Source organism: Robiginitalea myxolifaciens (genome assembly GCF_900115205.1).
Classification (GTDB): domain Bacteria; phylum Bacteroidota; class Bacteroidia; order Flavobacteriales; family Flavobacteriaceae; genus Robiginitalea; species Robiginitalea myxolifaciens.
In genome coordinates, this window is record NZ_FOYQ01000002.1 from 863,914 (window position 1) to 883,491 (window position 19,578).

The window sequence follows — 19,578 nt, forward strand, 5'->3', positions numbered from 1 at the left end:
AGCGGTTACTCAGCTCAAAGTTCAATACGCTTTTCTATTATCTGGCGCATGCTGACGTTTTCGTAATTCCGCTTCACAAAATCCAGCGCCAGTTCCAGGATATCTCCCATGGTCTCACATTTCTTAAAATGAACGTCCTTGGTCAGTTCAAAAATTTCAGATTTGAGTCGCTCGATATTCTCGGGCAGGGAAATCGCATCGGTTTTAGCGATTTGAACCATCCGCCGAATGCGTTGCCCGGAACTCAGGATCCGCTTGGCCACGATCGATCGCTCCTCAACCTTGTATTGGTCTACAGAATCGCTGAGTAATTTATTCTTTACCAGCCCCACCATAATGTTGTTTTCCTTGAAAAACTGCGGACGATAGACCTTGAGCTTCCCTTCGAAGCATTGCTGGTCAAAGTCAATAGCGCGAATGCGGTAGACCACATGGTCAAAATCGTGAACAGGCACGATTACATAGTTGTAGGAGCGCATATCCCCCAATAATCGGATCATGCAACGCTCATTGAACTTTACAAATTCCTTGGCCAGTTGGGCCTTCTGCCCTTCGGTACATTCGGGGAGCATTTCCTTAATAAACGTATCCCCGGGAATACCCGCGATATGTTCCTCGATCAGGGTATCCTTATAGACCAGGAAATTCAGGTTGTAAGGGGAAAGCATATGCTCGAGTTCCAGCCCGTAAATGCGGGAGGCATCAGTACGTTTTACATAGAAATACGTGAAGTTGTCGTTCAGGATATTCCGCACCTTAATGCGAAAAGGTTTGGAATTCCCAAAGGTGCAATAATCGACGGCATCGACATTGAGGTATTGAAAAATTCGGTCACTTCCGTCGGAGTGCAAAATGGAATAGACCCGCTTAAGGCTGAAATCGATCTCCTTGCGTTCGGAATCCGAGTAAAACACCCGTACCCAGAGACTGTCTTCCCCCTTCTGATCGTAGACTACGACAGAGCCTGCGAACCGCAGCAGGTCCTCATAAAATATGGGGATTTCGATTTTGCGATTATACTTATCCAGATAGGCATCTAAAGCCGGAATTATGGGATAGGCCGGCTTTTTTTTGGACATGAGTTTCTCTTCGGACATGGGTGGAATTCTCCTGGCTTTGTAACAAATTAAGCATTAATTCGTCAAGTAAGTATTCGCAATCCGATAAACTTTATCCTTTGGACACTATCCTAACCGTAACCAACCTGACCAAAAAATTCGGATCTCTGACCGCTGTCAAGGACCTAAGCTTTACCATCGAAAAAGGTAATGTTTACGGCATTCTTGGACCCAACGGAAGTGGAAAATCGACCACCTTGGGAATCGTACTGAATGTAGTTAATAAAACCTCCGGATCCTTTTTCTGGTTCGACGGCGAGACTTCCACCCACCAGGCACTTAAGAAAGTAGGGGCAATCATAGAGCGGCCCAACTTCTACCCGTATATGTCGGCAGAGCAAAACCTGAAATTGGTGTGCCGGATAAAGGAAGTTCCGGAATCGCGGATCCAGGAAAAACTGGAGCTCGTTGGCCTTTGGGGTCGGCGGCATAGTAAATTTAAAACCTATTCCCTGGGGATGAAACAACGGTTGGCTATAGCCTCTGCCCTGTTGAACAACCCCGAAATCCTTATTCTGGACGAACCTACCAATGGCCTGGACCCGCAAGGGATCCACCAGATCCGGGAACTGATAAAAACCATCGCCTCACAGGGCACTACCATTTTACTGGCATCCCACCTGCTGGACGAGGTCGAAAAGGTTTGTTCTCATGTAGTAATCCTGCAAAAAGGGGTAAATCTCTACAGCGGTAAGGTAGATGGAATGTTCGCCTCCCATGGCTTCTTTGAGTTAAAGACAGCCGATATGGACGGCTTAAAGAAATTCCTGGAAGCTCAAGGCTCGTTCTCCCACTTTGAACAGGAGAATGGCCTGCTGACCGCTTACCTGGACCAACCCCTGGAAGCTGCCGATCTCAATGAGATCTGCTTTAAAAAAGGAATTCCATTAAGTCATCTGGTCAAGCGCAAAGAAAGCCTCGAACAGCAATTCCTCACCCTTACCAATAAACAAAACCAACCGTGATAAGACTCCTGCATATAGAATTCATCAAGCTCTGGAACAACCGCGCCAGCCGATTTTTGATCGTCGCCTATTTTGGCCTGATCGCCCTGATTGCACTGGTTACATCGATCAAAATCGATTGGGGTCCCCTCAAATTCAATGTGGCGGATATCGGTATTTTCAACTTTCCGTATATCTGGCATTTCAACACCTTTATGATCGCGTTCCTGAAGGTATTCCTGGCCATTGTAATCGTTTCGATGATATCCAATGAGTACAGCAATAAAACCATCAAACAGAATCTGATCGACGGGCTTTCCAAAAAGGAATTCATAGCCTCCAAGGTATGGACCATCCTGGCCCTGGCGGTAGCCTCTACGGTATTTGTGTTCCTGATATCCCTGATCCTGGGATTGATGCATTCGGATTTCAATGAAATCTCCATCATCTTTTCCGACCTGGAATACCTTATCGCCTATTTCGTAAAGCTGTTCGGATTTTTCTCCTTCTGCTTCTTCGTAGGGATGCTCGTGAAACGCTCTGCCTTTGCCCTGGGGTTCCTTTTTATCTGGTTTATTGGGGCCGAATTCTTTCCCTGGGTATATATGACCTCGAAGTATTCTGTGCAGACCGCAGACCAGGTCTCCATGTTCTTTCCTTTCGGATCCATGTGGCAAAGTTTGTCAGAACCCTTTACCCGATTATCGGTCATTCAGAATGCCGCCAGGGAAGTTGGTGAGGAAATCGTCAAGGACTACTCCGTGGATCCTGTACAACTCCTTATTGTTCTGGCTTGGGCAGCGATCTTTATCTGGGCTTCTTACGCCCTTCTCAAAAAGCGCGACCTCTAACCGAGGCTCTGTAGCCGTTTAACGTTTGTTTGGATTAAAATAACCGGATATTTCGTAATTTATGCCTATTCTGGAAGCCCCAAGCGCTTACCCGAATAGGAAAATGAAGAAGTTGCTGTGTCTTGCCGGTTTGTTAATCGGCCTGAGTTCCTACGCTCAGGAATGCCCCGATTTGCTGAACCCTTTACCCGGTAGCACGAATGTTCCGGTAACCGAAACCATCAGTTGGGAAAATATTGTCGGTGTTACCGGATATACCATTTCCCTGGGAACTACGCCTGGCGGAAATGAAATTCTCAGGAATTCGGTTGGTGCGGCCACCAGCTTTACCCCGCCCTTAGGACTTCCGGACGACACACTGATTTACGTTACGATAACCCTGTTTATTCTCGGCCAACCCGATATTATTTGCGATTCGTTTTCCTTCCGTACCGAAGATGTAACGACTCCCCCGGGATGTACGACCCTGGCCGGACCGCTGGACGGGTCTACTGGCATTCCCGTAGGGACCAATATTCGCTGGGACTATAGCCCTACGGCGACGAGCTATAGTATTGCCATTGGGTCAACGCCAGGTGGTACCGATATCCTGCCGCTAACCGATATTGGAAACGTATTGTCATATAATCCTCCGGCCGATTTACCCGAGCTAAGCGATATTTACGTTACCGTTATACCGAACAACGAAAATGGCCCGGCTACAGGCTGTATCGAAGAAACGTTCAGGACAGGTGCACTGGCCACCTTACCTACCTGCAGCAGCCTGATCTCTCCTGCTGATGGCGCCTTGAATGTACCCCTCTCCCCGAGAATTGAATGGACTCCTGTACCTGGAGCAGACGGATATCGGGTCTTCATAGGAACTTCCCCAACGGTCAATGACGTTTTGGACGGTTCGAGTTTCTCTACCACCAGCACCAACGTTATCGATTTTGACCCTAACAGTATTTATTATATCCGCATCGTCCCCTTCAATGCTGCCGGCGAAGCGATTGACTGCGGACAGGAAGTATTCACCACCATCCTCGGCTGCGGTCCTTTCTTTGACGCAACCACCGGGGAACTCGTGGATTTGAGCCCGGAACTGGACTTTCCCGAGGTCATTGGAATCTGTGCTGATGACCCAAGCACAGTTATCACAGCATCTAATGCAGCCGACGGGTATCGCTGGTTCCTTCTGGAACCCGGGCGCGAGACCCTGATTCAGGAAGGCCCCGATTTCGATGTTCCCGGCGAGGGGAATTATCGCCTGGAAATTTACGATAACAACACAGGGCCCGGCGGAGATTTCGAATGCAGCAGTTCCCAGGAATTTACAGTTGTCGCTTCTTCGGCCCCGCAAATTGATGCGACCAATACAACCCTGGGAGCTGGGGTAATACGCATTGAGATAGAGGTTTCCGGTCTGGGAGATTATGAATTCGCTCTCGGGGATCCGGCGGGACCCTATCAAAGCAGCAACACCTTTTCCAATCTGCCTGTAGACTCCTACCGGGTATTTGTGCGGGATATCAATGGCTGTGGAACCGTTGAAGTCCTGGTGGAACCCGACCTGACCCTGGAGGGTTTTCCCGAATTTTTTACCCCCAACGGGGATAATGTCAACGATTTCTGGCAATATATTGTCCCACCATCCGGAATCAACCCGATTACCCGGATTACCATCTTCGACCGCTACGGAAATCTCCTTGCGCAGATAGACCCCAACAGCCGCGGTTGGGATGGAAATTCCAACGGGCAACCGGTTCCTCCCAACGATTACTGGTTTATGGCAGAAGACCGAAACGGAGGCAGCGTACGCGGTCATTTTACCTTAAAAAGATAGCTTCAAACCCATAGGGCTTTCGTATTTTTAGGGTATGAAATTCAAGGTCGTTTCAGAGTTTTCACCAACCGGGGATCAACCCGAAGCCATCCGTCAATTGAGTGAAGGTATCCGGGAAGGAGATACCGCCCAAACCCTGCTCGGGGTCACGGGTTCGGGTAAAACCTTTACTGTGGCTAACGTGGTGGAATCCGTGCAGCGGCCCACCCTGGTTCTGGCCCATAACAAGACCCTGGCAGCACAGTTGTATTCGGAATTTAAAATGTTCTTTCCCGACAATGCGGTGGAATATTTTGTGTCGTATTACGACTACTACCAGCCTGAAGCCTACATCCCGACCAGCGGGTTGTATATCGAGAAAGACCTGTCGATTAATGAGGATATCGAAAAGTTGCGGTTGAGTACGACTTCCTCCCTGCTCTCCGGCCGAAGGGATGTTCTCGTGGTGGCCTCAGTATCCTGTCTTTATGGGATCGGTAACCCCATTGAATTCAAGAAAAATGTCATCCGCCTGGAAAAGGACCAGGTGATTGCCCGCACCAAATTGCTGCACCTTTTGGTCCAATCCCTGTACTCCAGGACTACGGCCGATTTTAAAAATGGAAACTTCCGCGTAAAAGGGGATGTCGTGGATGTTTTTCCGAGCTATGCCGACCACGCCTATCGCATCCACTTCTTCGGGGACGAAATCGAAGAGATCGAGGCCTTTGATCCTTTCAACAATACGGTTTTGGAACAGTTTGACGTATTGACCCTGTATCCGGCCAATATGTTTGTTACCTCCCCGGATATCCTGCAAAATGCCATCCACCAGATCCAGGACGATCTGGTAAAGCAAATCGATTACTTCAAAGAAATCGGAAAGCCACTGGAGGCGAAACGCCTTGAGGAACGAACGAATTTTGATCTGGAAATGATTCGGGAACTGGGCTATTGCTCGGGAATTGAAAACTACTCCAGATACCTGGACGGCAGGGAACCCGGAACACGTCCTTTTTGCCTGCTCGACTATTTCCCGGACGATTATCTGATGATCGTAGATGAAAGCCATGTTACCATTCCCCAGGTCCACGCCATGTTTGGTGGAGACCGTTCGCGGAAGGAAAATTTAGTGGAGTACGGCTTCCGCCTGCCTGCAGCCATGGATAACCGCCCCTTGAAATTCGAGGAATTTGAAGCCCTTCAAAACCAGGTCATCTATGTGAGTGCTACCCCTGCAGACTACGAATTGCAAGAGAGCGGTGGAATCTATGTGGAACAGGTAATCCGGCCAACCGGACTGCTCGATCCCGTGATTGAGATACGTCCGAGTAAGAACCAGGTAGACGATTTGGTGGAGGAAATACAAACCCGCGTACAACTCGATGAGCGTACCCTGGTAACCACCTTGACCAAGCGCATGGCCGAGGAACTGACCAAGTACCTAACTCGGATCGATATTCGCTGTCGCTATATCCACAGCGATGTAGATACGTTGGAGCGGGTGGAAATCATGCAGGACTTGCGCAAGGGAATTTTTGATGTGCTGGTCGGGGTAAACCTCCTGCGGGAAGGACTGGACTTGCCGGAAGTAAGCCTGGTGGCCATTATCGATGCAGATAAAGAAGGATTTTTAAGGAGTAATCGCTCCCTGACCCAAACAGTCGGGCGTGCGGCCCGCCACCTCAATGGAAAAGCCATCATGTATGCCGATACGATTACAGACAGCATGCAGAAGACCATTGATGAGACCAATTACCGGCGGGAGAAGCAATTAGCTTATAACAAAAAGCACGGAATTGTACCGAAGGCGCTGTCCAAAAGCCTGGATAATGCGCTGGCCAAAAACTCGGTTTCGACATTCCATTTCGAAAAGAAAGAGCTCGCCGCCCAGGAACCCGATCCGGCTTATCTTACCGAGGCGCAGCGGGAAGATATGATTCGGACCAAACGCAAGGCCATGGAGAAAGCGGCCAAAGACCTCGACTTTATGATGGCGGCCAAGCTGCGAGACGAAATCAAGGTTTTACAAAACCAGGAATAAAAAAACGCCCTCCGCTATCGCAGAGGGCGCTCCCTAACTAACCAACTAAACAAACCAACCATCACAGGGCCCGTTAGGAGGGCACCTATAATTCTTTGTACGGAAATCCTTTTTCCAATTACAAATTTTTACTTGCCGATCTCGATCAGACGTTTCGGCTTAGGCAGGGCTTCCTCCTTCTTGGGAAGGCTAAATCTCAGGATGCCAGCCTCATAATTCGCTTCAATCGCATCGGCATTTACGGTTTCCGGAAGGGTAAAGGCACGCTTGAAGCTGCCATATCGGAATTCCCTTCGGGTATATCCATTCTCTTTGGTTTCCTCCTTATCCTTCACTTCCATGGAAATCGTGAGCACATCGTGATCTACCTCAATGTTGAAATCTTCTTTCTCTCTCCCAGGAATTGCGAGTTCCAGGGTAAATCCAGTTTCCTCCTCCCGGATATTTACGGCCGGAAAGGCAAAGTTGCTCTGGTCCATGCCCCCGAACCAATCCGGGGTTAAAACGTCGTTCAAAAGACTTGGGAATAATCCGTTGTGTCTGCGAATCAAGTTCATAATACTATTGTTTTAAAAATTGTTTTTACGCTTTGACCTATAGTAGTCAAAGTCCGTACCATAGCAGAAAACTGTCATTTAGACAGTAATATACGCTTAAAAAGTGCCATTTTGGCGTTAATTCTCGTGTTTCCGGAAGATATCGATCAATTCCCTCGGAGGAATGATCAAGTCGGGATAGCGATGCATGGCTGCGAGGACCTCCTGTACTGCTGAAGGTCGCAAGCCCATGTGGAGCCCGATATTATGCAGTTGACGAATTTCCTCAGGATGCTGTTCCTGATCGATGTTCATCAATAACAAGAGTCTGTGGAACTGGAGGATACGTTCCATTTGGGTTTTGGGTTGCCGGGGGTTTACTCCTTCGTCCAGTAAAGCCCTGAAATCGTTTTGATCGATTCCCAACATCCGACTAACCCCTAAGAGAAAAGTGTGTTCGGATTCCTTTATACCCGCATCAGATCGCGCAAATGCAATCATTTCAGATAAAATTCCCAATTTTTCCCGATACGTATTCATGCTGGTTGGCCAGATTCTATACATAGAACTCTAAAAAGCTACTGTTTCGTATGTTGCAGCCCCTCCAAAATCACCAACAAAAAACCCCGGCATACACTGCCGGGGCTTGCCCGCTGCCCTCGGGTAGCGGGAAATATTTGGAAGCGCGATTAGCTGGTAAACCGAACAGGTACTTCGTACGTTTTACCACGCTCAAGACCTTCTACAGAAATTTCCTGATAATTCAGGCGGGCCTTTACAAAGCTTTCCACTACTTCATCTCCAGTGCGTACCGAAAGCACAACGATTTCTCCGTTTTCGTTTACCATAAACTTAACCGAAGCGCTGACCTCCTGGTTTTCTTCGAGCACAATGTTGTTGTTATCCAACAGGTCTCCGATTTTCTGAGCAATTTTTTTGCCTTCCGGACCTTTGACTGCAGGCGAATCAGCCGCAAAGGCATTTACTGATAAAAACGCGGCGGCTGCTAGAGATAATACAAGTGATTTTTTCATGACTAAGATTGTTAAATGATTGATGATGAATGTTTGTACTGTTTAAAAGACGAGTCCAGAAAGTCAATGTTACAAGGATTTCAGTATTTAACAGTATTTTAATTTTTGGGAATGCTTCAATAAAACAGCCTCCCGGTTGAGGAGGCTGCAATAGCTAATGCGCGAAACGACGAATTAATTTGTAATTCTCAAGGGCAGGACATAGCGTTTTCCCTGCAGGGATTCGTCTACGAATACCTTTCGGCCGTCCATCTGGGAATTGATAAACGCCGCAAGATCTTCATGCCCGCTCTCAACAGCGATTACCTCAATACGATTTTCATCATCGAATGTAAATAAGACTTTCGCGGTGAGGGTTCCTGCATCGGGGGAAATATCGTTTTGGTTTAACAAGAACTGAATTTGTTTCAGGAATGAGGTTCTGGGATTCTCTTCTACGGTGGGTGCGGCAATTGCGGTAGCGCTTAACCCAAAGAATAAAGCAACAGCTAAAACGATTGATGTTTTTCTCATGACTTTTTGATTTTGATTGTTTTGATTGAAAACTGATTGATGAATGATGATTCTATTTAACAGACGAGGTGAGCTCACAGATTGTTACAGGCAGTATGTTGCTTTAACAATTAATTAATCTGGTCAGCCGATAGGATAAATAAAAAAGGGCCATACCTTTTAGGTATGACCCTTATTCCAAAATCTGGATTAGAAAAAATTTACGCCAGAACTTCTTTTACTTTGTCGGCTGCCTCCTGAAACTGTACGGCCGAGTGTACCGCGAGGCCGGAATTGTCCAGAATCTCCTTAGCGAGTTCCGCGTTGGTACCCTGCAATCGCACAATGATCGGCACTTTAATAGCGTCTCCCATGTTTTTGTAGGCATCCACCACTCCTTGAGCTACCCGATCACATCGAACAATACCTCCGAAAATATTGATCAGGATCGCCTGAACGTTCTCGTCTTTGAGGATAATGCGAAAGGCTTCTTCTACCCGCTTGGCGTCTGCAGTACCTCCGACATCGAGGAAGTTGGCAGGTTCTCCCCCAGCCATCTTAATCAAGTCCATGGTGGCCATAGCCAGCCCGGCTCCATTCACCATACATCCCACATTACCATCTAAATCAACGTAATTTAAGCCTACCGCCCGCGCTTCTACTTCAATGGGGTTCTCCTCCCTCAAATCGCGCATTTCGGCGTATGATTTCCGGCGATACAAGGCATTGTCGTCCAGGGTTACCTTGGCATCGACCGCCATAATTTTATCGTCTGAAGTCTTCAGGACCGGATTGATTTCAAAAAGGCTTGCATCGCTTTGTTCGTAGGCCTTGTAAAGCGCAGTAACGAACTTGCTCATCTCTTTGAAAGCGGTTCCTGACAACCCCAGGTTAAATGCGATTTTACGCGCCTGGAAGGGCAACAAACCGGTGGCCGGATCAACTTCTTCCGTAAAGATCAGGTGAGGCGTTTTCTCGGCGACCTCTTCAATATCCATTCCCCCTTCTGTCGAGTACATAATCATCACCCGCGCAGTGGCCCGATTCAGTAATACAGACATGTAAAATTCACTGGTCTCCGAGGGACCCGGGTAATACACATCCTCCGCAATAAGAACCTGGTGAACCTTTTTACCTTCCGCGGAAGTCTGCGGGGTTACGAGATTCATCCCGATGATTTGCCCGGCGATTTCCTCTACCTCTTTCAGGTTTTTAGCCAGCTTCACGCCACCGCCTTTTCCGCGACCTCCCGCATGAACCTGTGCCTTGATTACATGCCAACTGGTACCCGTTTCCTGCGTAAGTTGCTTAGCAGCATCGACGGCTTCCTTGGCATTGTGCGCGACCAGGCCGCGCTGAATGCGGACTCCAAAGCTTTCTAAAATCTGTTTTCCTTGGTATTCGTGTAGATTCATATCGGTTAATTCTAGTTTGATACTGGCCGGATTACGCCCGGTACAGGTGGAATATTTCGAGTACAAAAATAGGGAACGAGAAGCACATCCCCTAATCGAGAACGCCTTTTCCAAAAAGCTGAAAAATGGCCGTTTTTGCCGTATTCCCGAGGTCTATTCCAATTTAAAATCCTCAAAGTCGAGCGGATCGTAATTGCGAAAATGGCCATTCATTTCAATGCGTTCCCGGGTAGCATTAAGTTGAGACAGCACCTCAGCCGTTTGTTGCAGGTGATCATTGATAAATTGCAGGCGCATCGCCTCAGAGGTCATTCGGAGTAAGTCAAATTCCTGACGCATACTCAGGCCAATTTTATGGGCCAGGGTAAAACTGTTGAAACGATCCGGATCTATGGGTTCATGAGTAAGATCCATGAGCTTATATAGATCCTGTATACCGGTTATAACGCGTTGCTTTAGTTCCGGGTCGGAATCCCGGATTTGATCGAGAAACTCCACTTCCCCACCGGGATAGGGTTTTCCAGACCACAAGGACTCAAAGCTCTTTAAACGAAACACCTGGCGCGCCGCGCAAACCACATCCCTGGAACCATCTGCGTAGGTATTGACTACCCGGGCAAGCTGAACTTCTGTCCCATAGCTCAATGTATTGTCGATAAAAACAGGTATCCCAAAAGTCTGGGATTCCCGATGGCAATCTTCAATAAGGGCTTTGTACCTGGGCTCGAAAATATGCAGGGGTACGGTTTCTCCTGGAAAAAATACTGTACGTAGTGGGAAAAGCGGTAAATTCATAGTAGTTCTAAGCTACGAAGCACCGGGGAAAAGGACAAGCGGAATGTAATTGTTATTTATACAACAATTTGTTTTAAAATTAATATTTCTAATAAAATATTCGTCGATTCCAGCCCAGTGTCATAGCTTTGGAGAAAATAATGCACCATGGAAAATCAACAATTGCTGGACATTGCCCAAGAGTTTGGAGCCCCTGTTTATGTCTATGATGCTGGTAAAATCCAGTCGCAATACAACCGCCTGACCGAAGCCTTTAGCAGTGTACCCCGTTTAAAACTAAACTACGCCGCAAAAGCGCTTTCGAACCTCTCCGTCCTGCGTTATTTAAAAAGCCTGGGGAGCGGCCTGGACACCGTGTCGATTCAGGAAGTACAATTGGGCCTGCGGGCAGGTTTTAATCCGGAAGACATTATCTACACGCCCAATGGAGTAAGTCTGGAAGAAATTGAGCAGGCTGCTGCCCTTGGGGTCCAGATCAATATCGACAACCTCTCTATATTGGAGCAGTTCGGGCATTTGCATCCAAAAACTCCTGTTTGCATACGTATTAATCCGCATGTTATGGCTGGTGGAAATTCCAATATTTCCGTGGGCCATATCGATTCAAAATTTGGGATTAGTATCCATCAGATTCCGCATTTGCTAAGAATTGTTGAACTCACCGGGATGCATGTCAATGGTATCCACATGCACACGGGAAGTGATATCCTCGATATCGATGTATTCCTCTATGCCTCTGAAATCCTTTTCGATACCGCTAAGCACTTCAAGGAGCTGGAATTTATTGATTTCGGAAGCGGATTTAAGGTACCCTACAAAGAGAACGATATCCAAACAAATGTAGGGGAACTGGGTCAGAAACTCGGCGGACGTTTTAACGCATTCTGCGAGGAGTACGGTCGACCGCTGACGCTCTCCTTTGAGCCCGGGAAGTTTCTCGTAAGCGAAGCGGGGTATTTCCTGGCCCGGGTTAACGTGGTCAAGCAAACTACTTCCACCGTCTTTGCAGGTATCGATTCAGGATTCAACCACCTGATCCGCCCGATGCTCTATGGCTCCCAACACGAGATTCATAACCTCTCCAACCCGGAAGGAAAGGAGCGGTATTACTCCGTTGTTGGGTATATTTGTGAAACAGACACCTTTGGCAGCAACCGGCGGATCCGGGAAATCTCAGAAGGAGATATCCTGTGCTTCCGCAATGCAGGGGCGTACTGCTTTACCATGGCCAGCAATTACAATTCGCGATACAGACCCGCGGAAGTATTGTGGTTGGATGGAAAAGCCCATTTGATTCGCGAGCGGGAGACCTTTGAGGATTTGTTACGAGGGCAAGTCGAAGTTCCCGATTTATTTGAGGCAAAACCTGCAGCACCCGTAGGAGGCGCACAGCAAACAAATGGCAATCGGCCCAAGGGAAACCTTAAAATAAAATCAGCTGCCGAACGTTAGGATTTTATGGAGTTGCGTACTAATATTCGCCTCCAATCCATTAGGCAATTGGTTATGACAAAAAAAATACACTTTTTAGGACTCATTTTATTCCTCCTGGTCGGTACTTCCATGCAGGCTCAGGAAGTAGACTGGTTGAGCTGGGACGAGGCTGTGGCCAAGGCCCAATCGGACAGTGATCCCAAGAAGGTATTTATTGATGTTTACACCGATTGGTGCGGTTGGTGCAAGCGAATGGATGCCGACACCTTCCAGAATCCTGAAGTAGCCGCCTATATGAATGCCAATTTCTACATGGTTAAATTGGATGGCGAGCAAAAAGAACCGATTGAATTTAATGGGAAGACCTATAATTTTGTCCCTCAGGGACGGCGCGGTTACCACGAATTGGCCGCCGCCCTACTGCAGGGCAGACTGAGCTACCCTACGGTTGTTTTTCTGGATGAAAACCTGAAAATGCTTTCGCCTGTTCCGGGTTATCAAAAACCAGACGCCTTTTTGAAGATTGCCCAGTACTTCGGCAATAATATCTACAAAGATCAGGACTGGCAATCCTATAGCCAGAGTAAATAATCCGGCTGCTATCCTAGTTTAAATTGCTGAAACTCGGACTATCTGCTGTAGTTCGGAGATTCTTTGGTAATAGTCACATCGTGTGGATGGCTCTCATTAATTCCACTGGCCGTAATCTTCACAAATCGGGCTGTTTCCTTTAAAGTCTCGATATCTTTCGCCCCGCAATACCCCATCCCGGCACGCAGGCCTCCGACAAATTGATGGATACTCTCATAGAGATCTCCTTTGTAGGGCACCCGTCCAACGATACCTTCCGGGACCAGCTTTTTGATATCGTCTTCCACATCCTGGAAATAACGATCCTTACTTCCCTGCTTCATGGCTTCCACTGAACCCATTCCCCGGTAGGACTTAAATTTCCTTCCTTCGTAGATGATGGTTTCACCAGGAGATTCCTTAGTCCCTGCCAGGAGTGAACCCAGCATAACGGTGTCTGCTCCAGCTGCGAGCGCCTTTGGAATATCTCCCGTATACCGAATCCCGCCGTCGGCGATAACGGGAACCCCGCTGCCTTTAAGGGCGTTGGCCACTTCCAGGACTGCGGAAAACTGTGGAAACCCTACACCAGCAACTACCCGGGTAGTACAAATAGAACCCGGTCCGATTCCTACTTTAACGGCATCCGCCCCGGCCTCGACCAGGTATTTCGCGGCCTCGGCTGTAGCGATATTACCCACAATAACCTCGAGATCAGGATGGGCCTTTTTAACTTCCTTGAGCACGCCCACTACCCCTTTGGTATGTCCATGGGCCGTATCGATAACCACAGCATCCACGCCGGCGTTGACCAGCGCTGCCGTGCGTTCCAGGGCATCGGCCGTTACGCCAAGGGCAGCGGCTACGCGCAACCTCCCGAACTTGTCCTTGTTCGCAATGGGTTTTTGGGTAAGCTTGGTAATGTCCCTGAAGGTAATGAGCCCAACCAGCTTGTTGTCCTTATTGACAACCGGAAGTTTTTCAATTTTATTGGCCTGAAGAATGTCTTCAGCTTCGGAAAGCGAAGTCCCCTCCCCGGTGGTTACGAGGTTTTCTGAAGTCATAACCTCTGAAATAGGGCGGTCGTCGTTGCGTTCGAACCTAAGGTCCCGATTGGTAACAATCCCAATCAGGTGACCGTGGTCGTCCACAATTGGGATACCCCCAATACTGTGCTCGCGCATTCCTGCCTTGGCATCCCGAACCAATGCCGTTTTGGGCAAGGTAACCGGATCCAGAATCATCCCGCTCTCGGCCCGCTTAACCCGTCTTACCTTTCCGGCCTGCTCAGCAATAGTCATGTTTTTGTGCAGCACCCCAATTCCTCCTTCCCGGGCTATGGCTATGGCCATACGCGATTCGGTAACCGTATCCATGGCAGCGGATACGATGGGAATATTAATTCGAATGTTTCGGGTAAATCGGGTCGTGATATCTACTTCACGCGGGAGGACTTCTGAATAGGCCGGGACGAGCAGAACGTCGTCGTAGGTCAGGCCTTCTCCCATGATCTTGGCGCTGTGAGCTTCCATGGCAATTAGAGCTTAATTGCGTGCAAATATACTACATAAATTCTTGGCAGCATGCTCCATGAGCCGCCTTAAAATTAACGTAAGGTCACCGACGGGAAAAAAGTGTTCCACTCCAATGCTAACGAAACCAATCCCTTAGGTGAATTTATTTTTAATTATTCTAAATAAACTTGGATATCGCATCAGGAGCACATAGTTTTGCGGGGTCGATTTTATTTTTATTCAGTCTTAATTACAGCAAGCCTAATGCCGTTCCCTTCCAACAAACTGACCCGTCTGCAAACTGCTATCTTCCTTTCACTGGCGTTTATATACCTGCTTTCTTCTCAAGCCATACAGGCACAGGACAAAGACTCCCTTCCACCCCTGCCCGTCGTCAATCTCAATGAGGTTGTTTTGGAAGCCAAGGTAATTTTCGGAAGCAAATTCGAAGCGAAAAACCGCACCGGTTCCTCCTATTATATCAGTCCTGAAGAGATCCAACGCTTTAACTATACCGACGTGACGCGTACCCTGCGCGCTGTCCCCGGGGTTAACGTTTACGAAGAAGACGGCTTTGGATTACGCCCAAACATAAGTCTGCGAGGCACCTCTCCGGAACGCAGCGCCAAAATCACCGTAATGGAGGATGGTGTACTCATTGCCCCGGCTCCCTACAGTGCCCCGGCGGCCTATTACTTCCCCACTATCGCCCGGATGCAGGCCGTTGAAATCCTGAAGGGAAGCAGCCAGGTACAATTTGGCCCCTACACTACCGGAGGTGCAATTAACATGATCACCACCGAGGTTCCCGATCAATTCGGGGCTATGCTCAATGCGAGTTATGGTAGTTTTCAAAGCAGCAGGCTCCATACCCAACTGGGGGATAGCCGAAAGTATTTTGGGTATTCTGTAGAATACCTCAACTATAATTCCAACGGTTTTAAAAACCTGGACAACGGCGGAGACACCGGCTTTGATAAGAACGACCTTGTGGCCAAGTTTCGCCTGAACATTAATCCCGACGGTAAAACCAAACAAGCCCTGGAGCTTAAATTGCAGTATTCTGATGAAAGTTCGGATGAAACCTATTTAGGGCTGAGTCAAGAGGATTTTGAGGCCGATCCTTTCCGCAGGTATGCCTCTTCGGCCGAGGACCTGATGGAAACCGAACACAGCCAGATTGCCCTCACCCACGTTCTGGATTTTAGCCAGTATTTCCGGATCACAACCACGGCATACCGAAACAATTTCAAGCGAAACTGGTACAAGCTCAATGACCTGACCCTTAATGGGGAGCGCGTCGGGATTGCATCCATCCTGGAGGATCCCGCAGCTTTTCCGGCCTTTTACGATGTGGTTCGCGGCGATGTCGATAGCCCGAATGATGCGCTTGCTTTAAAAAACAATAACCGCGAATATCTGAGCACCGGGGTACAGACCAAGCTCGATCTGCACTGGGCAGGTGAAAAAACCTTTCACGATGTTGAAGTGGGGATACGCTATCACTATGACGAAGAGGATCGCTTTCAGTGGGTCGACGACTATGCCCTGGTCGATGGCGTGATGAACCTGACCACAGCGGGTATTCCCGGAACCGACGCCAACCGAATCAGCGACGCTACGGCCCTGGCCACTTTCGCCATGTACAAAATTAAAACCGGTAATTTAACCCTGAGCCCCGGAGTCCGTTATGAGAACATCCGATTGGGAAGGGTGAATTATGGAAGCAGCGATCCGGAGCGAACCGGCGCAAACCTCAGCGAGCGGGAAAACCGTGTCGATGTCTTTATCCCTGGCGTCGGATTCAATTATAACTTTGAAAGACTTTCTGTGTTCGGGGGAATCCATAAAGGATTTTCTCCTCCCGGAAATCAGGAAGGACAGGTTCCGGAAGAAAGTATCAATTATGAGTTGGGTACCCGTTTCGGATTCGGTGGCTTAAGTGGAGAGGTGGTAGCCTTTTTCAACGACTACAGCAACTTGTTGGGAAGCGATTTAGCCGCAACCGGGGGTACCGGATCCCTGGACCAGTTCAATGCCGGTGAAGTTAATGTCGGCGGGCTGGAGTTATTGCTGAATTACGATTTACTGGCAAACAATTCCAAATACCGCTTGCCCATCACCTTTGCCTATACCTTTACGGACACCGAATTTCAGAACGCCTTTGGTAGTGATGAGGACCTCTGGGGAGAAGTGGCAGCGGGCGATGAATTGCCCTATATTTCCCGCCATCAATGGAATGCGGGGATCAGCTTCGAACACGATCGTTATGCCTTGAACTTCAATGCGCGGTATGCAGGGGCTTTCAGAACGCAGGCAGGAAGCGGCCCCATTCCTTCCGACGAAGAAGTCGCCAGTAATTTCGTGCTGGATTTTGGTGGAAAATACCTCCTGAACGAACACATCAGCCTTACGGCCAATGTCATTAACCTGCTCGATGAAACCTATGCCGTTGCCCGTGTCCCAGCCGGATTGCGACCAGGTCATCCGTTTGGGATCTATGCCGGAATAGCCCTGAGGTATTAGTGATCGTTTGGTTTGGATTTTAACAGCCGGGGTTCAGGTGCAGCGGGTTTTGCTAAGCGTATTTGCCAAAGAGTTCGGAAGCCTTGTTGTAGGCAGCTTCAAAAGCCATCCAGCGCACCCCGGTTTCGGCCTTTTGGGAAGTAAAATAAGAGAGCATTTTTTCGGTAGGCATATTCCCGGTAAGGTCGTCCTTGGCCATAGGACATCCTCCAAATCCCTGTACCGCTCCGTCGAAACGACGGCAGCCACCGCGATACGCAGCGTCGACCTTTTCGTGCCAGCTACTGGGATGTGTATGCAGGTGGGCTCCGAATTCCACCTCAGGATGCTCAGGTATAAGCGTGTTGAACAAAGGATAAATCGTGGCTTCTGTGGACGTTCCCACCGTATCGGAGAGGGATAAAATACGAACACCCATACCCACCAATTTATGGGTCCATTCCGACACAATCTCCGGACTCCAGGGATCGCCATAGGGATTCCCGAACCCCATGGAAATATAAACGACCACTTCCTTGTCATGTGCATTGGCTAGTTCCAAGATGTTTTTAAGTACTTCCACGGACTGGTCAATAGTCTTGTGCGTATTCCGCATCTGGAAGTTCTCAGAAATGGAAAAAGGATATCCCAGGTACTTAATTTGCGGAAAGCCCACCGCGGCCTGAGCCCCTCTGAGGTTGGCTACAATGGCCAGTAATTTGGTGGAAGTTCGGCTCAGGTCCAGTTTGTTCAATACTTCGGCAGTATCTGCCATCTGAGGAATGGCTCTGGGGGAAACAAAACTCCCGAAGTCGAGGGTGTCAAAATCACAACCAAGCAACGCCTGCAGGTACCGCGCTTTTTCTACAGTGGGAATCTGCATCTTGATCCCCTGCATGGCATCCCGCGGACATTCAATGATTTTGACTTTCTCTGCCATTGGGAAGGTGCTTACTTCTTGTTGAGGATTGCTCGGTTTATCCTGCGGATCAAGGCCGGGCCTTCATAGACAAAGCCTGTATAAAGCTGCACGAGCGAAGCTCCCGCTTCTATCTTTTCCAGAGCGTCTTCCGCGCTGTGGATGCCTCCTACTCCGATAACCGGAAAGGCGTTGTCACTTTCCTGGACCAAAAACCGAATAACTTCTGTAGCTCGCTCCCGCAAGGGTAAGCCACTGAGACCTCCAGCCTCATTTACGATTGCAGGATCGCTTGCGAGTCCTTCACGGCTTATGGTCGTATTTGTGGCAATTACCCCGTCGATCCGGGTTTCTTTTACAATTTCGATAATGTCCCGTAATTGGTCGTCGGTCAGGTCAGGCGCGATCTTTAAAAGCAAGGGCCTGGTTTTCAAATTGTGTTCCCGAGCTATTGCCGTGTTAGCCTCCATGAGGGTGTTCAATAAACGGGTAAGGGGTTCCCGCTCCTGTAGTTCCCGTAATCCCGGGGTATTCGGGGAACTGACATTAACTACAAAATAGTCTACCAAAGGAAACAGCTGGGTGAAACACTTCAGGTAATCATCGACCGCCTCCTCGTTGGGGGTAACTTTGTTCTTACCAATATTTCCACCGATAAGCACCTGTCCTTTGCGCTGCAAACGGATAGCCGCCGCCGCAACACCCTGGTTATTGAATCCCATACGGTTTATGATACCACTATCCTTCTTTAAGCGAAACAGCCGCTTTTTGGGATTTCCGGGCTGGGGTTTGGGGGTCAGGGTCCCTATCTCGATAAAGCCAAATCCAAAACTCGATAATTCCCGGAAACATCGGGCGTCTTTATCGAAACCTGCGGCAAGCCCTACGGGATTCGGGAACTTCAGTCCAAAAACCTCCCGCTCCAATTCCGGTTTGTTCAATTGATATCTCCACCGGATAACAGGCCCCAGACCGAGCCGGTGCATCAGGCGTATTGCGCTAAAAGAAAGGTAGTGAACCCGCTCCGGATCGAGCAGGAATAGCAAGGGTCTTAGCAGGAGTTTATACATCCGCCGGTTTTACGACAAAAGTACAAATTATCCCCGGTTGGGAGCTACTGAATCCTTTGGCGTTTCTTTGGGTTTTCCCGGGTCTACTTCGACCGAGGGCGGCAGGGGATTGCGCACGGCCTCCCGGCATAATTGCAGGTAAAGTGCATATTGCTTCTGGTTGAAAGTTCCCAGCAATAGTTGATCGTAACTCTTGGCATTAGCCACCATGGCATCCCGTATTTTCCCGTATTTGTTTCCCAGGGCTTCCAATTCATCGAGGGTGTTTTGAGGATGCTCGTCGAGCAATGCCATGGCTTCCCTTTCGAGCGACTCATTAGATGCAGATAACTCAGCTTCCCAGGCGCGCATTTTTTGCGTTTGTTCGGCATTGAGCTGAAAAACCTGCCGAATAATCTCAGAGTCCTTTCCTCCCAGCCCCAGGGTGCAATCCTGACCCAGGAGACTAATACTGGATATCAGAAAAAAACTGGCACACAACAATCCATTAAAACCTGAAGCTCGATGCATTATTTGTAATTTGCAGGGGTTCC

Annotated in this window: 18 protein-coding genes; 7 read left to right on the forward strand and 11 right to left on the reverse strand. The window is 48.6% G+C overall.

All coding sequences use genetic code 11. The annotated features are described in order from the left end of the window. Positions 1 to 14: 14 nt before the first annotated feature. Positions 15 to 1,097, reverse strand: a complete 1,083-nt coding sequence (locus BM318_RS11850) for a hypothetical protein (RefSeq protein ID WP_092982803.1) — start codon at positions 1,095 to 1,097, stop codon at positions 15 to 17. 80 nt (positions 1,098 to 1,177) lie between these two features. On the opposite strand from BM318_RS11850, the gene BM318_RS11855 reads away from it, so the two are divergent. From BM318_RS11855 to uvrB, 4 genes are all read left to right on the forward strand, one after another. Further along, positions 1,178 to 2,083 carry an ABC transporter ATP-binding protein gene (locus BM318_RS11855; RefSeq protein WP_092983520.1) on the forward strand — a complete coding sequence of 302 codons (906 nt, stop codon included), beginning with the start codon at positions 1,178 to 1,180 and terminating at the stop codon, positions 2,081 to 2,083. Beyond that, entirely contained in the window at positions 2,080 to 2,913 is an 834-nt protein-coding gene (locus BM318_RS11860; RefSeq protein WP_092982804.1) for an ABC transporter permease subunit, read from the forward strand. Before BM318_RS11855 ends, BM318_RS11860 begins: the two co-directional genes overlap by 4 nt. A gap of 103 nt (positions 2,914 to 3,016) precedes the next feature. Continuing rightward, the gene (locus tag BM318_RS11865) at positions 3,017 to 4,738 is read left to right on the forward strand and encodes a T9SS type B sorting domain-containing protein (RefSeq protein ID WP_177218308.1); all 1,722 of its coding nucleotides are present in this window, start codon (positions 3,017 to 3,019) and stop codon (positions 4,736 to 4,738) included. 34 nt (positions 4,739 to 4,772) lie between these two features. Beyond that, on the forward strand, positions 4,773 to 6,761 hold the full coding sequence (uvrB, locus tag BM318_RS11870) for an excinuclease ABC subunit UvrB (RefSeq protein WP_092982806.1): 1,989 nt from the start codon (positions 4,773 to 4,775) through the stop codon (positions 6,759 to 6,761). Between the two features lie 128 nt (positions 6,762 to 6,889). Here uvrB and BM318_RS11875 read toward each other — a convergent pair whose 3' ends face one another. The 6 genes from BM318_RS11875 to BM318_RS11900 form a co-directional block, all read right to left on the reverse strand. Beyond that, positions 6,890 to 7,318: an Hsp20/alpha crystallin family protein gene (locus BM318_RS11875; protein ID WP_092982807.1), complete on the reverse strand. Its 429-nt coding sequence runs from the start codon at positions 7,316 to 7,318 to the stop codon at positions 6,890 to 6,892. A gap of 117 nt (positions 7,319 to 7,435) precedes the next feature. Next, positions 7,436 to 7,861, reverse strand: a complete 426-nt coding sequence (locus BM318_RS11880) for a TerB family tellurite resistance protein (RefSeq protein WP_245759824.1) — start codon at positions 7,859 to 7,861, stop codon at positions 7,436 to 7,438. A gap of 125 nt (positions 7,862 to 7,986) precedes the next feature. Further along, positions 7,987 to 8,331: a hypothetical protein gene (locus BM318_RS11885; protein WP_092982809.1), complete on the reverse strand. Its 345-nt coding sequence runs from the start codon at positions 8,329 to 8,331 to the stop codon at positions 7,987 to 7,989. A 174-nt stretch (positions 8,332 to 8,505) separates the two neighbouring features. After that, on the reverse strand, positions 8,506 to 8,844 hold the full coding sequence (locus BM318_RS11890) for a hypothetical protein (RefSeq protein WP_092982810.1): 339 nt from the start codon (positions 8,842 to 8,844) through the stop codon (positions 8,506 to 8,508). 200 nt (positions 8,845 to 9,044) lie between these two features. Beyond that, positions 9,045 to 10,238: an ADP-forming succinate--CoA ligase subunit beta gene (sucC, locus tag BM318_RS11895; RefSeq protein ID WP_092983521.1), complete on the reverse strand. Its 1,194-nt coding sequence runs from the start codon at positions 10,236 to 10,238 to the stop codon at positions 9,045 to 9,047. A 153-nt stretch (positions 10,239 to 10,391) separates the two neighbouring features. Continuing rightward, the gene (locus tag BM318_RS11900; RefSeq protein ID WP_092982811.1) at positions 10,392 to 11,033 is read right to left on the reverse strand and encodes an LON peptidase substrate-binding domain-containing protein; all 642 of its coding nucleotides are present in this window, start codon (positions 11,031 to 11,033) and stop codon (positions 10,392 to 10,394) included. 147 nt (positions 11,034 to 11,180) lie between these two features. On the opposite strand from BM318_RS11900, the gene lysA reads away from it, so the two are divergent. Beyond that, positions 11,181 to 12,485, forward strand: a complete 1,305-nt coding sequence (gene lysA / locus BM318_RS11905; RefSeq protein WP_092982812.1) for a diaminopimelate decarboxylase — start codon at positions 11,181 to 11,183, stop codon at positions 12,483 to 12,485. A 54-nt stretch (positions 12,486 to 12,539) separates the two neighbouring features. After that, the gene (locus BM318_RS11910; protein WP_092982813.1) at positions 12,540 to 13,058 is read left to right on the forward strand and encodes a thioredoxin family protein; all 519 of its coding nucleotides are present in this window, start codon (positions 12,540 to 12,542) and stop codon (positions 13,056 to 13,058) included. Between the two features lie 38 nt (positions 13,059 to 13,096). Here the strand turns inward: BM318_RS11910 and guaB are convergent, their stop codons facing one another. Then, positions 13,097 to 14,569, reverse strand: a complete 1,473-nt coding sequence (gene guaB, locus BM318_RS11915) for an IMP dehydrogenase (RefSeq protein WP_092982814.1) — start codon at positions 14,567 to 14,569, stop codon at positions 13,097 to 13,099. 246 nt (positions 14,570 to 14,815) lie between these two features. Here guaB and BM318_RS11920 point away from each other — a divergent pair, with 246 nt between their 5' ends. Continuing rightward, a complete protein-coding gene (locus tag BM318_RS11920) occupies positions 14,816 to 17,077 on the forward strand; it encodes a TonB-dependent receptor family protein (protein WP_092982815.1) in 2,262 nt (753 codons plus the stop codon). Positions 17,078 to 17,129: 52 nt separating this feature from the next. Here the strand turns inward: BM318_RS11920 and BM318_RS11925 are convergent, their stop codons facing one another. From BM318_RS11925 to BM318_RS11935, 3 genes are read right to left on the reverse strand one after another with little or no spacing between them, the layout of a single operon-like run. Continuing rightward, positions 17,130 to 17,996, reverse strand: coding sequence for a hydroxymethylglutaryl-CoA lyase (locus BM318_RS11925; protein ID WP_092982816.1), 867 nt, complete (start codon positions 17,994 to 17,996; stop codon positions 17,130 to 17,132). A gap of 11 nt (positions 17,997 to 18,007) precedes the next feature. Continuing rightward, positions 18,008 to 19,045, reverse strand: coding sequence for a quinone-dependent dihydroorotate dehydrogenase (locus BM318_RS11930; RefSeq protein WP_092982817.1), 1,038 nt, complete (start codon positions 19,043 to 19,045; stop codon positions 18,008 to 18,010). A gap of 27 nt (positions 19,046 to 19,072) precedes the next feature. Beyond that, positions 19,073 to 19,555: a hypothetical protein gene (locus tag BM318_RS11935; RefSeq protein WP_092982818.1), complete on the reverse strand. Its 483-nt coding sequence runs from the start codon at positions 19,553 to 19,555 to the stop codon at positions 19,073 to 19,075. Between the last annotated feature and the right edge of the window lie 23 nt (positions 19,556 to 19,578).